The sequence below is a fragment of the Bacillus sp. F2HM genome (assembly GCF_019266135.1).
GTDB classification, from domain to species: domain Bacteria; phylum Bacillota; class Bacilli; order Bacillales; family Bacillaceae; genus Bacillus; species Bacillus safensis.
In genome coordinates this window covers 1-16,581 of the sequence record NZ_LRMO01000012.1, presented here as the reverse complement: position 1 = coordinate 16,581, position 16,581 = coordinate 1, and the positions used below count along the sequence as shown (strand labels likewise).

At 41.1% G+C, this 16,581-nt stretch carries 15 protein-coding genes; 2 read left to right on the top strand and 13 right to left on the bottom strand.

What is annotated here, in order from left to right; translation table 11 throughout:
• Positions 1-26: 26 nt before the first annotated feature.
• The 10 genes from murD to AWT60_RS08810 all read right to left on the bottom strand — a co-directional run bounded on the left by murD (position 27) and on the right by AWT60_RS08810 (position 12,914).
• Positions 27-1,373 (bottom strand): UDP-N-acetylmuramoyl-L-alanine--D-glutamate ligase, encoded by a 1,347-nt coding sequence (murD, locus tag AWT60_RS08855; RefSeq protein WP_076839835.1) that lies wholly within the window; start codon positions 1,371-1,373, stop codon positions 27-29.
• Positions 1,374-1,382: 9 nt separating this feature from the next.
• A complete protein-coding gene (gene mraY, locus AWT60_RS08850) occupies positions 1,383-2,357 on the bottom strand; it encodes a phospho-N-acetylmuramoyl-pentapeptide-transferase (RefSeq protein WP_003211854.1) in 975 nt (324 codons plus the stop codon).
• A gap of 135 nt (positions 2,358-2,492) precedes the next feature.
• A complete protein-coding gene (locus tag AWT60_RS08845; RefSeq protein WP_024424262.1) occupies positions 2,493-3,968 on the bottom strand; it encodes a UDP-N-acetylmuramoyl-L-alanyl-D-glutamate--2,6-diaminopimelate ligase in 1,476 nt (491 codons plus the stop codon).
• A gap of 211 nt (positions 3,969-4,179) precedes the next feature.
• Positions 4,180-6,099, bottom strand: coding sequence for a stage V sporulation protein D (locus tag AWT60_RS08840; protein ID WP_076839520.1), 1,920 nt, complete (start codon positions 6,097-6,099; stop codon positions 4,180-4,182).
• A 128-nt stretch (positions 6,100-6,227) separates the two neighbouring features.
• Entirely contained in the window at positions 6,228-8,378 is a 2,151-nt protein-coding gene (locus AWT60_RS08835) for a penicillin-binding protein (protein ID WP_218677188.1), read from the bottom strand.
• Between the two features lie 7 nt (positions 8,379-8,385).
• The gene (gene ftsL, locus AWT60_RS08830; protein ID WP_024424265.1) at positions 8,386-8,733 is read right to left on the bottom strand and encodes a cell division protein FtsL; all 348 of its coding nucleotides are present in this window, start codon (positions 8,731-8,733) and stop codon (positions 8,386-8,388) included.
• 37 nt (positions 8,734-8,770) lie between these two features.
• Positions 8,771-9,703, bottom strand: coding sequence for a 16S rRNA (cytosine(1402)-N(4))-methyltransferase RsmH (gene rsmH, locus AWT60_RS08825; RefSeq protein ID WP_024426925.1), 933 nt, complete (start codon positions 9,701-9,703; stop codon positions 8,771-8,773).
• 66 nt (positions 9,704-9,769) lie between these two features.
• Positions 9,770-10,201: a division/cell wall cluster transcriptional repressor MraZ gene (mraZ, locus tag AWT60_RS08820; RefSeq protein ID WP_003211163.1), complete on the bottom strand. Its 432-nt coding sequence runs from the start codon at positions 10,199-10,201 to the stop codon at positions 9,770-9,772.
• A 128-nt stretch (positions 10,202-10,329) separates the two neighbouring features.
• Positions 10,330-11,949 carry a bacillithiol biosynthesis cysteine-adding enzyme BshC gene (gene bshC, locus AWT60_RS08815; RefSeq protein WP_087975480.1) on the bottom strand — a complete coding sequence of 540 codons (1,620 nt, stop codon included), beginning with the start codon at positions 11,947-11,949 and terminating at the stop codon, positions 10,330-10,332.
• A 65-nt stretch (positions 11,950-12,014) separates the two neighbouring features.
• A complete protein-coding gene (locus AWT60_RS08810; RefSeq protein WP_041108893.1) occupies positions 12,015-12,914 on the bottom strand; it encodes a 2-dehydropantoate 2-reductase in 900 nt (299 codons plus the stop codon).
• Between the two features lie 210 nt (positions 12,915-13,124).
• Here AWT60_RS08810 and AWT60_RS08805 point away from each other — a divergent pair, with 210 nt between their 5' ends.
• Entirely contained in the window at positions 13,125-13,604 is a 480-nt protein-coding gene (locus AWT60_RS08805; RefSeq protein WP_007499784.1) for an N-acetyltransferase, read from the top strand.
• Between the two features lie 45 nt (positions 13,605-13,649).
• Here the strand turns inward: AWT60_RS08805 and gerR are convergent, their stop codons facing one another.
• From gerR to AWT60_RS08790, 3 genes are all read right to left on the bottom strand, one after another.
• A complete protein-coding gene (gene gerR / locus AWT60_RS08800) occupies positions 13,650-14,189 on the bottom strand; it encodes a sporulation-specific transcriptional regulator GerR (protein WP_024424269.1) in 540 nt (179 codons plus the stop codon).
• Between the two features lie 138 nt (positions 14,190-14,327).
• The gene (gene rpmF / locus AWT60_RS08795; RefSeq protein ID WP_008354700.1) at positions 14,328-14,501 is read right to left on the bottom strand and encodes a 50S ribosomal protein L32; all 174 of its coding nucleotides are present in this window, start codon (positions 14,499-14,501) and stop codon (positions 14,328-14,330) included.
• Positions 14,502-14,522: 21 nt separating this feature from the next.
• Positions 14,523-15,041 carry a YceD family protein gene (locus AWT60_RS08790; RefSeq protein WP_019743276.1) on the bottom strand — a complete coding sequence of 173 codons (519 nt, stop codon included), beginning with the start codon at positions 15,039-15,041 and terminating at the stop codon, positions 14,523-14,525.
• A gap of 206 nt (positions 15,042-15,247) precedes the next feature.
• On the opposite strand from AWT60_RS08790, the gene AWT60_RS08785 reads away from it, so the two are divergent.
• Positions 15,248-16,495 carry a nucleotidyltransferase gene (locus tag AWT60_RS08785; protein WP_041109743.1) on the top strand — a complete coding sequence of 416 codons (1,248 nt, stop codon included), beginning with the start codon at positions 15,248-15,250 and terminating at the stop codon, positions 16,493-16,495.
• Positions 16,496-16,581 lie beyond the last annotated feature (86 nt).

Here is a 16,581-nt window from a genome sequence, read left to right as displayed (position 1 = left end):
CTGTCAGTCATACGAGAGACAAGCCCTTATTTAAGCATATGCACGGCGTTTACAAACATGTCTCCACGTTCTTCAAATGTTTTATGTTGATCCCAGCTTGCACAAGCCGGGGATAATAAAATCACGTCTTCTTCTTCAGAAATGTTAAACGCCGCAGGTACTGCTTGTTCAACATTATCGACATGTTTTACGTGATGTATTCCCAGTTCTTCACCAAGCTTCACAAACTTAGGTGCCGTCTCACCAAATGTGATAATTCCTTTTACATTTTTCATAAAAGGTTTCAATTCATCAAATTCATTGCCGCGGTCAAGCCCGCCAGCTAGTAAAATGGTCGGCTGATTAAAAGCTGACAATGCTTTACTTGTTGCTAGTATATTGGTGGCTTTACTATCGTTATAGAATTTTCTGCTTTGAATTGTATCTACAAACTGCAGACGATGCTTCACTCCACTAAATGTCGTGAGAACGTGTGCGATTGCTTCATTTGAACAGCCTGCATTTTTCACCACACAAATAGCTGCCAAAATATTTTCTTGATTATGCTCACCAGGAAGAACAACATCCTTTAAATCGATAATATGTTCATTCATGTAGTAGATCGCACCATTTTTAATGTATGCACCATGTTCTACTTGCTCTTTCACCGAGAAAAACACTTTTTTTGCTTTTGAAGCTTCAGCCAGTTTTACGACTGATGGATCATCGAGGTTAATAACAGCTATGTCATCTTCAAGTTGATGTGCGTATACTTTCTGCTTTGCTTTTTCATATTCATCACGAGTGTGGTGATAGTCTAAATGTGCATCAAAAATATTTAATATTAAGCTGATTTTAGGTCTGAAATCAACTGTTCCCATTAACTGAAAAGAAGAGAGTTCAGTTACGATCCACTCATCGCCAGCTGCCTTTGCAGCGACTTCGCTGGCAACTGTGCCAATATTACCTGCCACTAAAGTTTTTTGACTGTCTTGTTTCAGCATGTCATAAATCAAAGTCGTGGTAGTGGTTTTTCCATTTGATCCAGTAATCCCAATAAAAGGAGCTGAGGTTAAATGATAAGCTAATTCTATTTCCGTCCAAACTGGAATTTGGCGGCGAAGCGCTTCTTGAACCATCACATTTTCATATGGAATTCCCGGATTTTTAATTAAAATTGTAATTTCTTTATCATCGAATATTCGAAGAGGATGACTGCCACAAATGACATCAATCCCCTTTTCGGATAGAAGCTGAGCAGGTTCATTTTCTTCAAACGGCTTTTGATCATTTACTGTAACATTTACGCCATGCTCATGAAGAATTGAAGCTGCCGCATATCCGCTTTTTGCAAGACCTAATACTAGTACATGTTCGTTTTTTAACATTTGCATCTTATTCAATTATAACCACACCTCGATGTAAATTCCTAAAACAGCAAGTAATAAACCAGCTGTCCAGAAGGTGACAACTACTCTCCACTCAGACCAGCCAACTAACTCATAGTGGTGGTGAAGCGGACTCATCTTAAAGATTCTTTTTCCAGTTGTTTTAAAGGAGATCACTTGAAGAATAACGGATAACGTTTCGACAACAAATACTCCTCCAATAATGACAAGTAAAATTTCAAGCTTTGTTAAAATCGCAATTGCTACAATCGCTCCGCCTAAAGCAAGCGACCCTGTATCACCCATAAATACTTTTGCAGGATGCGCGTTAAACACAAGAAACCCAAGAACGGCTCCAGCAACAGCTACTGAAAAGATCGCTACATCGTACTGTGATTGATTCCAAGCCAGTATAGCAAAGGCTCCAAAGGCAATAGCCGCGGTTCCAGATAATAGACCATCCAGTCCATCCGTTAAGTTCACGGCATTAGAACCTCCGACAAGCATGAAAACGACAAGGATAAAGTAAGCCCATCCTAAATCGAAGCTCACATCTGTTCCTGGAATGCGAATCGTCGTTGCAAACTGATAATAATGGAAGACTGCATAAAAAATCACTGCGATCACAATTTGACCAATTAATTTCTGTTTCGATGTTAAACCTAGGTTTCGTTTCATCGCTACTTTAATATAATCATCTAAAAATCCTAATAGACCGTAGCCAAGCGTGACAAATAACAATAAAAACATTTCTGGACTAATCTCAGAAAATTTGTTGATCATCACAATCGTTGTAATGGTAATAGAAAAGATAATCATAATTCCGCCCATTGTCGGAGTACCTGATTTCTTTTGGTGAGACTGTGGTCCTTCTTCTCTAATACTTTGACCAAATTTAAGCCTTCTTAAAAACGGAATAAAAATCGGGGATAAAAGAACACTGATTAAAAATCCCATTATGATTGTAAACAATATCACCTGTTCAAGCATCGTTCTTTACTCCTTCCGAATTTCCAAAACCGTTTTCCATCAGAAAATTACATTCATTATTAAGGTATTCATTCGCGTTCTTCGTATGTTGTTTTTGTACAAAATGCTTCATTTCATTACACTCTTTTCATCATTTTAAGATTTGTTTAGATCTAAAATAGCGTCCATAGCAACCTTTGCATCATCAAAATCGTAAACTTGATCGCCAACGATTTGATAAGTCTCATGACCTTTACCCGCTATTAAGACTGTATCGCCTTTTTTCGCATTGGCAATTGCAAAAAAGATGGCTTGTTTGCGATTCACAAAACTATGATAATATGCGTCTGGCACCCCATTTTCCATATCCTTTAAAATAGCTGAAGGATCTTCGCTTCTTGGGTTGTCTGATGTAAATACAGGTTCATCTGCATACTTCACAGCGATTTGGGCCATTTGAGGACGCTTTGTTTTATCACGGTCGCCGCCGCAGCCTATCACACAGAAAATTTTGCCTTCTGTTAATTCTCTACACGTTGTCAGGACATTTTCTAAGCTGTCAGGTGTATGGGCGTAATCGACGATAACAGGGAAATCTTGATCACAGTTCACAAGTTCAAATCGGCCTTTGACTCCCTCCAGCTCTTCAATAGCACTTACAATCGTTTCAAATGTTAAGCCAGATACGATCCCTACTGATACAGCTGCTAGGATGTTGTACACATTAAACTTACCGATGAGGGCAACTGTCACATTTTTTGTGCCAATTGGAGTGATCAAATCAAATTGAGTTCCCTTCGGTTTGATTTGAATATTCTTTGCCATCACATCTGCTTTTTGCTCTAAGCCATATGTCATGACTTCAGCAGCTGTCACTTTTTCATAATAACTCGAAGCGTCATCATCTGCATTTAAAATCGCATGCTTCGGCTTATCGTGATGAAAGGCACTGCCAAGCTGTGAGAATAGCAAGCTTTTCGCATGTTTATATTCTTCCATTGTGTTGTGGTAATCAAGATGGTCCTGCGAAAGGTTTGTGAAAACGGCAATATCATAATCACATCCATGTACCCTGCCAAGATGCAGTGCATGTGATGATACTTCCATAATGGCTGTGTCTACATCTTGGTCAAGCATCTGTTTAAAGGTTTTCTGAAGTGTGACACTTTCAGGTGTGGTGTTTTTCACATCGAGAATGTCATCATTCACCTTCATATACATCGTACCGATTAAGCCTGTTTTCTTTTCAGCTTTTCTCATCATTTGTTCAATCATGTGTGTTGTCGAAGTTTTTCCGTTCGTTCCTGTGATCCCGATGAGATTCAGCTTATGAGTTGGCTGCTCGTAAAACGCATCAGCTATTCTTGCAAGAGCTCTTTGAGAGTGTTTTACAATAATGACTGGTACATCTGATATGTTAAGAGGGTGTTCTGCTACAATCGCTGCAGCCCCGCTTTTCACCGCTTTTTCAGCATAATCGTGTCCATCTACTGTATAGCCTTTTATACAGACAAAAAGGCTTCCTTTTTTCACCTCTCTTGAATCCATTTCAATGGAAGTGATATCAGGATTTTCGTTTATTAATTCGTTGTTTTCACTTTTAAAGTATGTAAGGAGTTCTTGTAATTTCATTTCATATCAAACCTCTCAAATTCGTTCACGTGCATGTCTTGTGAAAAAAACACACAGTCTATATTTTATCGTAAAAAAAAGGATACATCCAGCGTATTCCTTAAGTTTCTCTTGGAAAAAACACACTTTAGGCTCTTTTTTTCAAACAGGCCTTCTCTTTCAACAAAAAGAGGCAGCCGAATGAGTGCGGCTACCCTCTGTTCATTCTTTATTATTCATCGTTTAAGTATAATCTGATGGTGGAGCCTTCTTTGACTTTTGTCCCAGCAGCAGGCGATTGCTTCACCACTTTACTGCCAGTTCCAGAAGCATCGATCTTAAGGTTAATCAAGAGGGATTCAAGGTCTGAAACAGATCCCCCTACAAGATTCGGTACTTCAATGGTTTTTGTGTCCAGCCACTGGTACTTCTTTTCAATTTGTCCTTTTCTTTTTTTCACACCTATCTCAGGCAAGCTGTCCCGCATAATATGACCCACAATTGGCGCAGCAACTGTCCCGCCAAATTGAATAGTGCCTTTTGGGTTATCTACAGCCACATATACAACGATACTCGGATCATCAGCAGGCGCAAACCCGATAAACGACACAATGTGGTTATTTTCCATGTACTTGCCGTCTTTTACCTTCTGGGCTGTCCCTGTTTTTCCGCCAACTCGATATCCTTCAACAAATGCATTTCGGCCAGTTCCTTGAGCGACTACACTTTCAAGCGCATATCTGATTTCTTTGGATGTTTCTGCTGAAATCACTTTCTTTTTGGCAATCGGTGATTGCTTTTTCACTACCTCTTTTGTGATTGGATCTATCCATTCTTTTGCAATGTACGGCGTGTAAAGTGTTCCGCCATTTACCGCAGCTGCTACGGCAGCTACTTGCTGTATCGGCGTAACAGATACACCTTGACCAAAGGCAGTTGTCGCCTGCTCTACAGGGCCAACCCGGTCCAGCGGGAACAAAATGCCTCGCCCTTCCCCCTGAAGATCGATTCCTGTTTTTTGGCCAAACCCGAAATTTTTAATATAGGAAAATAATTTATCCTTTCCTAGACGATCGCCTAGTTCAACAAAACCGGGGTTACAGGAGTTTTGAACCACTTCTAAAAATGACTGTGATCCGTGGCCGCCTTTTTTCCAGCACCTAAGTCTTGCACCATCAACTGTCACAGAACCGCTGTCAAAAAAATGATCGCGTTTTAAATTGACTTTTTTCTCTTCTAGTGCTGCTGCAAGCGTAATAATTTTAAACGTCGAACCTGGCTCATATGTGCTCCACACCGGTAGATTTCGGTTAAACACTTTCGAGTCAACTGATTGATAATCCGCTGGATCAAAATCCGGTCTGCTCGACATCCCAAGCACTTCACCGTTCTTTGGGTTCATCGCAATTGCAATCATCCCATCTGGGTTATATTTTGCCTGCGCATTGTCTAATTCCCGTTCTATAATGGTTTGCACCTTCGCATCGACAGTTAACTTCATATCAAGACCATCTTTAGGCGGTGTATAATCATCTGCTTCATCTGGCATTTTCTGCCCTTTTGCATCGGAATAGAACTTGACAGAGCCTTTTTCACCTTTTAGGTCATCGTCATAATAGGCTTCCAGTCCAAGTAACCCTTGATTATCAATTCCAGCGAAGCCCAGCACATGAGAAAGAAAACTGCCAAACGGATAGTGTCTGATGCTGTCTTCCGCAACATAAACGCCATCTAAATCAAGCTCTCTGACTTCTTTTGCTTTTTCATGAGATACTTTTCTGCCTTCTGGAGAAATTCGTTCGATGGATGTTTTCTTTGTGACGTGCTTGTACGCTTTCTCTTCAGACATATTCAGTACTGCCGCCAGTTTTTTGCTTGTTTCTGCCGGATCTTTAATTTGCCGCGGGACGACCAATATAGATGGGGCACTTTTGTTCGTCGCAAGCTCTACCCCATTTCGGTCCAAAATATCTCCCCTTTCTGGTTCGAACGGGAGGTTCCGGCTCCATGAATCTTTTGCTAAGCTTGTGAGCTTCTCGCCCATAATAAACTGTACATATCCTAATCTAGTATCTATGATGAAAAAAATGATCACCCCAAACAGCAGCACGAAAAGCAATCGTTTTCTCACTGTTACACTTGATACTCGCACGCCCGGTTCACTCCTTACATACATATGGCTTGTTTCCATCATATGCAGGCCCGTCCTTATGTAGAACGTTTCGTCTATCCCGCCCAGCAAAAGAAAAAACCTAGCAAGTGGTTTGCTAGGTTTTGCAGTTAATTCGGGCTTTTAAATGTCACAGTGACGACTTTATCTGAAATCTCCGCTCCACTTTTCACACTTTGTTTGACAGCATATCCTTGTCCTTTTGTTTCGATATGCACACCGGAAATGGATGCATATTGAAGGACTTCCCGTCTCGACCAGCCTGTCATATCAGGCATTTTTATCGTTTTTCCTGCTGTTTTCAAGAAAACTTTCTGGCTTTCAGAGAATTCAGATCCTGCACTTGGCCACTGTCGTTTAATGGAGAGGCCGTCGCCGATGACAACAGGCGTTAAGTTTTTGTTTTTGGCTTCTGTTTCCGCCTGCTTCACTTCTAAATCTAAGAATGAAGGCATTGTTTCTTGCTTCACTTTTTGTTCGCCTGATTTTTTATCGTCTGTTTTGGTTGGTGCAATATTTAAATATAGCAGACTATTTTTCATCACTGGGTTAAAGATTTGTGCAACTGGGGCAGAGCCAGTTTCTGTGTCAGACAGCTGCGGCTGCTGTACAGCTACATAAACGAGTAGCTTCGGATCATCTTTTGGCGCCATTCCCATAAATGAAAAGACGTAATCGTTTCTTCCTTTGAGATAACCGCCGGCACCGCCAATTTGTCCTGTTCCTGTTTTCCCAGCAACGTCAAATCCTTTGATTTGGTAAGGCTGGCCTGTTCCAATCTTCGAGGAAACCACCTCACCTAAAATGTCACGGACTTGCTTTGCTGTATCAGAGGAAATTGGTTTTCCAGCTACTGTTGGTTCGTGCTGTAAAATTGTTTTGTTTGTGTTTGGGTCTGTAATATGATCAATGACATATGGCTTCATCATCGTTCCGCCGTTTGCTATCGCTGTCGCTGCTTCGATTTGTTGAATCGGTGTAATGGCAGACGCTTGACCGTAAGCCGTCGATGCTTTGTCATATTCGTATCTGTAATTGATTTTACTAGACGCTTCGTTCGGTAAGTCAATACCTGTTTTGTCATAGAAATGGAACTTCTGCAAATATTGTTCGTAGCGCGTGAAGCCTAATTTTTCTTTTGCCAGCTTTGCAAAAGCTACGTTAGACGAACGGAGAACCCCTTCATGAAAGTCAATTTTTCCCCAGCCATTTCCATTGTTGTGGTCTCTTACAAGGCCGCCTCCTACTTTATAAGTACCAGATTGATATTTGTCATTGCCTTGGTAGACCCCTTCTTGGATTGCTGCAGCAAGTGTGAAGATTTTCATCGTTGAACCTGGTTCAAACGCATATGAAATGACATCATTGTTATAATTCGTAATGTCTAATTCATTTAAATTAAAGCTTGGCCGCTGTCCCATCGCGAGCACCTTTCCCGTTTTTGGGTCAACGACTGTGGCAATGATTTTCTTCGGTTTATATTTTTTGGCAACCTGCGTCATACTTTCTTCAAGGAACGCTTGGATTTTTTGATCGATGGTCAGCGTGACATTTTTTCCATCCTTCGGAGCGACAATGTCTTCTTTACTATTCGGAAGAGCCCATCCGCTTCTGTCACTGTTATATGTCACATAGCCGTCTTTTTCTTTTAAAAATTTGTTCAGCGCCTTCTCAAGTCCCATCGCGCCTGACATGTCCTTCGTTGCCTCATCTAATCTTGCATAACCGATCAGATTCGACGCAAACATGCCGTTTGGATAATATCGCTTCGTGTCTTTTTCAAATGCGATCCCTGGAAGCTTTAGCTTTTCAATTTTTTCTTTTGTTGAAAAACTGATGTCTTTTCCAGCTTTACCAAACTCAACTTGGAACGCACCTTTAGTATTCAGACGCTTTAAAATTTCGCTTTCACTCATATCAATGACTTTCGACAGCTCTTTTGCTGTCTTTTCTTTGTCGACGACATGCATTGGGTGCTTGGGATCAACCGTCATTTTCTTGCTCATGATCGCAATGAGCTTATAGACAGACGTATCCTCTGCAATCACATTCCCATTTCGGTCTAAAATAGACCCTCTTTTGGCTTCAAGTGTTTTCTTCGATTGATATTGTTCATTTGCCTTTACGGCTAATACTTGGCCATCGACTGTTCCTGTAATCTGAATATAGATAAAACGTGCAAGGATGATAAAGAAAAACAGGGCGAAGCAAATACTCGCAATTGCCGCGCCTCTGTTCATCATTTTATTCTTTTTAGGCATCGCCATCTTAATCGACCTTCTTAACATCTTTCGAAATGCTTAAGCCTGCTTTTTTCGCAGTATCAATGACTCTCTCGGGTTCACTCAGCAAGTCTTTTTCTTTTTGAAGCTCAGTGATCTTCTTCGATTCTAAAGATACTTGCTGTTCTAATTTCTGGACTTCAATATTAGCGTGATAGACAGCAAAGGCTTTAGAAATGATGAGAATGGAGCTGCACATAAGAGCCATGACAAACATGACAAGTAAGATTTTTTCACCAAGTGTGATAGAACCTCTTCTTTTAATAACAACCGATTGGCCTTGCTGCTCTGTTTGATATTGTTTTACTTCTCTTTGGTAAGCCAAATTACTCATAAGAAACCTCCTTTTTATCATCATCTATGGTGTCGTTTTACTTTTTTTCTGCAATTCGGAGCTTCGCTGAACGGGCACGGTTGTTATGTTCCAGCTCTTGTTCTGATGCAACGATTGGTTTTCTCGTGATCAGCTTCAGCTTTGGTTCAAGTCCTTCTGGAATCACTGGTAGTCCGTGCGGAAGTTCTGGAAGAGAAGACATTTCTTTAAATGTACTTTTACAAATCCGGTCTTCAAGTGAATGGAATGTAATGACAGAAATTCTCCCCTTCGGATTGAGTAACTCTATTGCTTGTTCTAGTGCTTCTTCAAAAACTTTCAATTCATCATTTACGGCAATTCGGATCGCTTGAAACACTCTTTTTGCTGGATGTCCGCCAGTTCGTCTTGCAGGTGCGGGAATTCCTTCTTTGATAATGTCGACAAGCTCACCTGTAGTTTCAATTGGTGCTTTTTTTCTAGCTTCTTCAATTTTGCGTGCGATTTGCTTGCTGAATTTTTCTTCCCCATATTTGTAGAAAATCCGAACTAGATCTTCAAATGGCCATTCATTCACCACTTGTTTTGCCGACAATGCGGCTGTTTGATCCATTCGCATGTCAAGAGGTGCATCATGGTGATAACTAAAGCCTCTCTCTGGTGTGTCGAGCTGAGGAGATGAAACCCCAAGGTCAAAAATCACACCGTCTACGCTTGTAATGCCTTGTTCATTCAGACGTTCTTTTAAATATCGGAAGTTGCTCTTTATGAAAAGAATGTTCGCTTTAGAATCCGCGAGCTTCTCTCGTGCATGATCCAGTGCAGCATCGTCTTGGTCAAATCCAATCAATGTACCTTTTTCTGATAGTTGAGATAGTAAATATGAGCTATGACCTGCTCCGCCCAGCGTGCAGTCTACATATGTACCGTCTTCTTTGACGTTTAAACCGTCAACTGTTTCTTTTAATAATACTGTCTCATGTTGGAACATGATGTTATGGTCCCACCTTTTTCAAATAGAAATGAATGTGTAGAAAGCTTGCTGCACAAGGGATTATTATATATCAAATCCAATCATGTTTTCAGCAATTTCAGCAAAAGAATCTTCTTGCTCTTCTGTATATTGTTCCCAGATCGACTTACTCCACAACTCAATTCGATTTGAAACGCCGATGACCACACATTCTTTTTCGAGTTTTGCATATTGGAGTAGGTTTGATGCGATGTTAATGCGCCCCTGCTTGTCCAGATCGCATTCGACTGCGCCAGAGAAGAAGAACCGGGTAAACGCACGTGCATCTTTTTTCGTTAGGGGCAGTGCTTTGAGTTTCTCTTCGATTAGTTTCCACTCACTCATAGGGTAGCCAAATAAACATTGATCAAGCCCTCTCGTCAGCACAAACTGTTCTCCGAGACCGTCTCTAAATTTAGCAGGGATGATCATGCGCCCTTTTGTATCAATCGTATGTTGGTATTCACCCATGAACATGATAATCAGAGCCCCACTTTCTCACCCTTACTCTCCACTATCCACCACTTCTCTCCACAAAACTTATTTTACACTGTTTCTACATAAAAAAAAACCCTGAACTAGTCAGGGTTCATTAAAACTTTATTTCAAAGTTTGACAATTTGCTGCTTGTTTTGAAATGAAAATGGCAGATTTTTGAACGTTTTGAAGAATTCTGGACCATATTTGTTTAAAAAGTACATGATATTCCAAATTCTTTCTTGCGGGGCATCTAATGGTTTTAAGCTGTTTTCAATCCGTTCAAAATCTCGAAGGATATATTCTTCCTTCTCTTCCACACGCTGCGCCACCTTTTGATAAACAAATTGAAGCTGGTCTTCGATAAATTTGGCATTTTTATCTAGCAGCTGCTCGAAGTTTGGTTCAACCTTCAGTGCTTCTTGCCTCAATACACCATGAACATTCGCTAATTCACGTTTCGCCTGATCAACGGCTTGAACAAAACTGTCTGGAAGGCTTTGCTCAAAGTGAGCCTCCTTCTTTTCTTTTACTCCGTTTGTGAGCACTTCTTCTACCGACAGCTCTCTGACCGGCAGCTTCTTATCGATGTGCCTTTCAAGAATGGTCACGTGCAGTCTTGGAAGAACGGGTGCCATCTTTAATTCAAAATGCTCAAAGATTCCTTTCAGTTCTCCCCAATAATTGACTTCACCGTGTCCTGCCATAAAAGCAAGTGTTGGGAGAAGGGTTTCCTGCATTAAGGGACGCGTCACCACATTGTTGCTGAACCGTTCTGGGTGCTCCTCAATTTCCTGCAAAAGCTCTTCTTTTGTCCACGTAAGCCCCACTTCTGATATAGAAAACTGGCCGTTTGCTTTTTCAATAAGGAAACGCTCTTCATCATATTCGTAAAACAGGTTCGCCTGATTGTCGCCAGCTTCAATGATCGGCTGATATCCCGCTCGTTTCATGGCAGCCTGCGTTTCATTCAAACGAGCTGTGACCGCATCATTTGTCTCGACAATATGCTTGAATAACGTACGCTCAAGTGGTTTGACACCTAAGTCTCCTGAATTAAATAGAAGCAGTCCATCTTCTTCAAAAAGGTCGCATACAATCCATTCAAAGAAATCCGTAAATGTTTGTGATTTGCGTAAACATCGAAGAAGCTGATCAAGCAAGTCATTTGTATATGCAGATTCCTCATACGTTGAAAACACATCGCGGAGCCATTTCTCTGTTTTTTCTTGATGCAGAGGTGTTCTTTTGGCAGCAGTTTTTTTGACGTTATGTAATGGCAGCTTTTGCTTAACTGGACCTTTTTCGCCGGATGTGTAGACAAAATTAATTTCATCTACGTCATGATCCTCACCTGCTACCCAAAAGACTGGAATCACAGGAACGCCAAGCGCTGATTCTTTTTCTTTTGCGAACTGAATAATGGATATGATTTTATGTATGGTATAAAGCGGTCCTGCCAGTAGGCCTGCCTGCTGTCCTCCAACCACCATGACACTCCGTTCATCACGGATCTTTTCAATGTTCTGACGCATCGCTGCCGATTCAAACTTTGCGTGGTATGCACTCATATAATCCGCTAAAGCCTCGCGCGGGAAGCTCATTTCCATGAGATCGTCGTATCTTTTTTTCCATGTGTGCTCAGAATGTATATCATAATCAAAAAAAGCAGTCATCTCTTTTTTTTCTTCTATATAATCACGTATGAATAAATTCTGACTTCGGATGGAAAGTTCAGTCAATTGCATGTTTAGAACTTCCTTTCTTCAATAAATAGTTAGTTTCCCGAAAAAAGTATAGCATGTAAATGAGCTCACTCAAAAGATTTTGTTTGCTTTTTTTCCAATACTTCCAAGCTTCGATTAAAGAAAGTAAGATGTGGCGCCGTAATCTCTTGAGCTTGAGCCTTTTTTAAAAGATAGCCAACGATGGCTTTTCTTTCGGTTTCACGGCCTTTGACGATATCTTGAAGCATTGACGATTGATTGGCAGCCGTTTTTTTACAAATGGAAACGACGTGTGACCAGAGTCGCTCTTTTTCAGCCAGACCTAAAATGGACAATGCTTCTTCAAATGCACATTTCATCATGTATTCATATGCAGGATTTGCGATCAATTCCCCATTTTTCACATGCAATAAAGCCGTGAGCGGGTTAATACAGACATTGACCAGCAGTTTTTCCTCCAGCACTTTTTTCCATTCATCCGTATAAATCATCTGAAATTGGGGCGGCGTTTCATTCAAAGCATTTCTCACATCAGCTGTATCCTCAGGATGAAAAGCCCCCCACTTGATGACACCGATCCCTGTATGGTTCACTGCATGGTCTGATACCTTCATGGCACCGTGCTCTACGACACCTATATATATCGAATGCGACGTGTCCCAGTTTTCTAAATCTAATAAGTGGGCCATGCCATTTTGTAAAAATAAGATTCGTTGACGAGGTAATGTTGATAGGTCATCAAGCACCTCTTGCAGATGGTGATATTTCACCGTCACAATCAGCAGATCAAATACTCCTGTAATCCCTACCCGTGCCTTGACAGACGCCCGGAATGTCTCTCCCTTTACCGTTCGCTTAATTCCTGATGTTCGAATCTCCTCTGCTTGTTCTTTTCTTCTTGTCAAAACAGTGATGTCATGATGCTGTGATAAATAACTGGCACAAAGCAGACCAATCGCACCGCCGCCAATGATTCCAATGTTCAACTGCCGCACTTCCCTTTTTCTGTTTACTTCATCATATCAACCATTTTAACAGTTTCAAGCCGCGATGCAAAAAGCAGATAGCGCACCGCGATTGAATTTTTTTAATTTAAAAACTATAATAATAAGTGTAAAAACTTTTTAAGGCGGATGGGATGAAAACGCCTTCAATGACATCACTGTCGACATTATGTGTGTAAGGGGGAAGATCATATGACACAAGTAAAACGACTTCTAATCAATTACAAAACTTTAGAGGAATTTAAACAATTTAAGGAATATGGTATACAAGAACTATCCATGCTTGAAGACCTTGAAAGTAATATGATTGAAAATGACAGCAATTCTCCATTTTACGGGATTTATTTTGGAGATAAGCTGGTCGCACGTATGAGCCTTTATCAAGTGGACGGCTCGACGACAACGTATTTTGACCACAATCATGATTATTTAGAGCTGTGGAAGCTGGAAGTGCTTCCTGGGTATCAGCGTAAAGGGTACGGCGAGGCACTTGTTGATTTCGCCAAATCTTTCGGATTGCCTATCCGAACCAATCCACGCGTCAAATCTGCCGGTTTTTGGGATAAAATGGGCTTTGAAGCGGTCAAATATGATATGGAACGCGATAAAGGTGAAAATCCACTCATCTGGGAACCTGCCCATATCCAAAAAAATACAGGTGAATCCGCTTAATACTGATGGCAAAACGCCCCTCCTTTCTCTGTGAGGGGCGCTTTCTTATTTAGCATATTCTTTTAAGTTGATATTCTGTTTGACTCTTTCAACAATCCCAATGAGTGCCCGGTAATCTTCTTCTGTCATTTTTAATTGCCGCTTCAAGTGTTCATTTTCTTCCGTGAGCGACTTCAGTTGATGCTGCGTGTCCGCTAGTTCTTCGCGTAAATCAGCAGAGCCAGCAGGTTCTTTTTCAAGCTGCTCTAAGAACTGAATCACTTCTCGCAAGGTCAATTCAGCCTGATCTGAAGTTGCCTTTTCTTCTATCGTTAACGTATTCTGTGGTAAACCCGAGGAATGAATCCCAATCTTTTTACGCAGTTCTTTCCGCTGTTTTTTCGCCAGCTCAATGCCTGCCTGATATTGTTTTCTGACGTATGAATTCCACCTGAATCCACATGCTGCAGCCGTTCTTGACAACGCTTTTCCGACTTCTTCAAATGCGGAAAGCTGCGTTCCTCCATCTCGAATGTGTCTTAAGACGACTTCTGCTAAAAGTAAATCTTCATCTTGCGTCCATGCGTCCTGCCTTGTAATCGTCAATTGATCATCCCCCCTGAATCTGAATACCACATCATATGCGCTTACTAGAGTAGATAGACTATTTGCAGGAGAGAAACCTAAAAAATAGACAAATAAAAAAACGCAAGGGAAGATTCCCTTACGCTTTTTTATCAAGCATTAGTTGCTTTTTACGTCTTTGCCTTTGTATGTTCCGCAAGATTTGCAGACACGATGAGAAATTTTCATTTCACCGCATTCTGGGCAAGCTACCATACCAGGTACTTGTAGTTTGAAATGCGTACGACGCAATCTTTTTTTCATTTTAGAAGTTCTTCTAAAAGGTACAGCCATTATTCCCACCTCCTTAAAGAGTTAAGATTCATTATTTTCTTCTAAGAGCTTCTTCAAGCCTTCCAGACGCGGATCAATTCGGTTTTGATGTGCATCTTCCGAAATGACCGCCCAGTCATTCCCTTCCTGTGGTGCAGCACCTTTTACGTCTGTTTGGTCGCAAAAGATTTGCATCGGCACTTCAAGAAGAATTTCTTCCTTGACTATAGGCGTTAAGTCGATGATATCGTCTTCTACAACAGATACGTCTTCATCTTCTATATCGTCTGTCTTATGAAGTACAAATAGTTCTTTCGTTGAAATCGCAAATGGATAATTTACATCAACAAGCGTTCTTGAACAAGGCAATGTCATTTCACCTGTGATGGTTAAATCAAATGCGACTTGCTTTGATTCGATCACTCCAGTCCCTTTCACCTCTACTGGTGAAATGCGACGTATATCTGAATGAAGGCTAGTAAGTTCATTTAAGTCAACCGTCTCATGAAAATCGAAGCTGTTTTTAGCTTTTTGATGTAACTGATAAACTGTCCATTTCAATTGTATCACCTCTAAGAGCAACAAACATGATTATAGCTTTCATCATGCTATTTGTCAATATTTTTTCTTTACAGTCCTTTGTGATGTCAGAGCGTTGTTTGACATCAGTTCACGGAATGCCTACACTGAAAAAAATGGGCTTCATTTTTCCCTTATGCTACTGTAGCATAGACCATTTAACCATAGCAAGAAAGGCGGAACATCTATTGAAAGCAACAGGAGTCGTTGTCGAGTACAATCCATTTCATTATGGACATGCCTATCATGTTCGCCAGGCAAAAACACATACCTCCTCAGATGTAGCCATTGCCGTCATGAGCGGTTCCTTCCTCCAGCGCGGAGAGCCTGCCATCGTCTCTAAATGGGCACGTACAAAAATGGCATTGCAAAACGGTGTAGACATCGTATGTGAGCTTCCATACATCTATGCAGTGCAAAAGGCAGAAACCTTTGCAAATGGCGCTGTGTCTATTCTAGATGCTTTAAAATGCCGCTCCCTTTTTTTCGGAAGTGAGGACGGAGACATCAAAGCATTTGAGCGAACAGCTCACGCTTGGCATGAGAAAAAAGAAGAAATTGACCTTTTCACAAAAGCAAAGGTCAAAGAAGGCCTTAGTTATCCGGCAGCCGCTGCCGCTGCGTTTCAAGAGGTCATTGATCCTAAACACTTACTGGATCTGTCTAGGCCTAATAACATTTTAGGCTTCCATTATGTCAAAGCCATCTTAGAGAGATCTCCTCACATAGAGCCCTTTACCTCTCAAAGAATTGCATCCGGTTATCATGATCAAGAGCTTCCTAAACATCAGAAAATCGCAAGCGCTACAAGCATCCGAAAAGCCTTAAAAGAGAATGGGTCATTTGAAACTGTCGCCTCTTATCTCCCGGAAGCCTCGCTTAAGCAATTACATGACTATTATTCTTCTTATGATCTTTTACATACGCAAGAAGACTATTTCAGCTTCTTAAAACATGTGTTTCACACAATGGATACAGCAGAACTAGAGGGCATCTATGAAATTGAAGAAGGCATCGAACACCGCATGCAAAAGGCGATCACACATGCGTCCACCTACGAGGAATATCTATCACTTGTGAAAACAAAACGATATACGTGGACAAGGCTGCAGCGGATGAATACGCACCTTTTAATGAGGGTGAAGAAAACGGTCATGCATGAGCTGCTAAAGGAGAAACAAGCACCATACATTCGTTTACTTGGCATGTCAAAGAAAGGTCAGCAATACTTATCTCTTGTAAAAAAGGAATTGGACGTACCGCTTGTCAGCAAGCTGTCTTCCTTTTCACATCCTGCCCTTGATCTTGACATTCGCGCTTCCCGCGTCTTCAGCCTTCCCATCAGCGAACCAATGCAAACAAAGTTAACAGAAGCAGAATTTAAAACCTCACCGATCCGCTATGATGAAGAGACTGGTCTCTTCCAATCTCGATAAAAAAAGCAGCCTAAGGCTGCTCTCTGATTGTTGACAAAGGGCTAAAATGATCTTTATTTTATCCCTTTGTCTTCTTTTCAGCGTGA